Raw genomic sequence first — 2,141 nt, 5'->3', positions numbered from 1 at the left:
TGATAATGCTGATTCCACGGCGCTTGTGTCGCATTCACGTAAAACCCCGCACCATGTCCGAAATCATACGATTTATCTGCATCATCGGGCACATCCTCGCCACGCGGGCTCGTATCAGGTGCAACAAGAATCAAGCCCAGATCTGAGGCAATTCGGTGCGCACCTGCTTTTTGCATAAAATTCTCGTCGGTACACGTCAGCCCAGATAGCCAATAAACAACAGGCGTATTTTTTAACGCTTCCTCGTTTTTTAGAGCGCAAGGCGGAACAAACACGGAAAAAATCATGTCGCAATGATTCACCGCCGAGGCATGCCTGTAACGCACGTATCGCCCCTCAAACGATGACTGCTGACTCAGTAACTCCACGAACTCACTCCTCTATCAAGCAGGGTTATTATTTTGAAAAAAATTTGACCGCTAATCGTCAAAGTGGACGACTGAACGTATGCTTTTTCCCTCGTGCATCAAATCAAAGGCTTCATTGATTTCTGCCAAGCTCATCGTGTGCGTGATGAACTTTTTGAGTGGAATTTCACCAGCTAAGTATTTCTCGACGTAATCTGGCAACTCCGTTCTTCCCTTCACACCACCGAACGCGGTGCCTCGCCAAACTCGTCCGGTTACCAGCTGAAACGGCCGGGTGCTGATCTCTTGGCCCGCACCGGCAACACCAATAATGACGGATTCACCCCAACCTTTGTGGCAACATTCAAGCGCAGATCGCATCACATCAACGTTGCCGATACACTCAAACGAATAGTCAACGCCACCCTCTGTTAAATCAACAATCACCTCTTGAATCGGCTTGTCGTATTTTTTCGGGTTAATGCAGTCGGTCGCGCCCAGCTCTTTAGCGAGCTCAAATTTAGACTCGTTAATATCAATCACGAGAATTCGCGCAGCGCCAGCTTGCTTCGCACCAATCACAGCCGATAAGCCAATGCCGCCCATACCAAAAATAGCAACGGTGGCACCCTTTTCTACTTTGGCCGTATTCATGACGGCGCCAATTCCAGTCGTCACGCCGCAGCCAAGCAAACAGACCTCATGTAGTGAGGCCTCCTTATTCACTTTAGCGAGCGAAATTTCCGGTAATACGGTGTACTCGGAAAAGGTTGAAGTGCCCATGTAGTGATAAATGATCTGACCGTCTTTTGAAAACCGGCTGGTACCATCTGGCATCAAACCTTGCCCTTGTGTCGCCCGAATTTTTTGGCAAAGATTGGTTTTGCCCGACAGACAAAACTTACATTCTCGACATTCTGGTGTGTAGAGCGGAATAACGTGATCGCCAACAGCGACGGAGGTTACTCCTTCGCCAACAGCCTCAACAATGCCACCCCCTTCATGCCCCAAAACTGCCGGAAACACGCCTTCAGGATCTTCTCCGGAGAGCGTAAATGCATCGGTATGACACACACCCGAGGCAAGCACTTTGACTAAAACCTCTCCCGCTTTTGGCATCTCTACTTCGATGGTTTCGATACTCAGCGGTTCACCTGCTTTCCATGCGACAGCAGCTTTACACTCGATTCGACCATTGGCATTCAAGGCTTTCATAGGTTTCTTCCTGAAGTTTTTTAATGTTATAAATCTAGATTACATGCTCTGGATTGAGTTTACGATACTGAAGTTAAGGAAGATCATAGATTTTCGGTCTACCCTAATTAAAAGCCTAAACACTCGATAAAATGGATGGTTAGATTCTAAATAATCGACTATCCCTGATCATTCGTAGAAACTAACATCACTATTCGAAATATTAAGACCCTCGAAGGACGTTCTTCATGACAAAAGTATTTAAAGAAATGATCGAGCATGATGCAGCTGGCGGCATCCTGCTTGTGATCGCTGCAATTATAGCGATGATCTTTGCGAACTCGGCACTGAGTGGGTTTTACACAGGGACTCTGGATATTCCGATTCAAGTCTCGTTTGGCGACTTCATTATTAACAAACCTCTGGTACTCTGGGTCAACGACGGCTTAATGGCGATCTTCTTTTTGGTGGTTGGTCTTGAAGTAAAGCGTGAGATCATCGAGGGACATCTTTCTTCCGTCGACCAGATCGTTCTTCCGGCAATCGGCGCCGTAGCGGGTATTGCGATCCCTGCGCTCGTCTATGCCGCAATTAATTCTG

At 47.4% G+C, this 2,141-nt stretch carries 3 protein-coding genes; 1 reads left to right on the top strand and 2 read right to left on the bottom strand.

Annotation, left to right across the window (positions count from 1 at the left end):
• Window positions 1–368: alpha/beta hydrolase-fold protein (locus A3751_RS12600; protein ID WP_255376086.1), on the bottom strand; the 368-nt coding region annotated here is incomplete at its 3' end.
• Between the two features lie 51 nt (window positions 369–419).
• Window positions 420–1,562 carry an S-(hydroxymethyl)glutathione dehydrogenase/class III alcohol dehydrogenase gene (locus tag A3751_RS12595; RefSeq protein WP_068456544.1) on the bottom strand — a complete coding sequence of 381 codons (1,143 nt, stop codon included), beginning with the start codon at window positions 1,560–1,562 and terminating at the stop codon, window positions 420–422.
• 227 nt (window positions 1,563–1,789) lie between these two features.
• Here A3751_RS12595 and A3751_RS12590 point away from each other — a divergent pair.
• The coding region (locus A3751_RS12590) for a Na+/H+ antiporter NhaA (RefSeq protein WP_231876889.1) at window positions 1,790–2,141 on the top strand (352 nt) is incomplete at its 3' end.

Source organism: Oleiphilus sp. HI0080, from assembly GCF_001635135.1.
The sequence above is the reverse complement of the archived record's forward strand: the minus strand, read 5'-3'. Positions and strand labels throughout refer to the sequence as shown.

Bases quoted from the DNA above. Each gene is read 5' to 3' on its own strand.
- A3751_RS12595 (WP_068456544.1), bottom strand. From the start codon at position 1,562: ATGAAAGCCTTGAATGCCAATGGTCGAATCGAGTGTAAAGCTGCTGTC.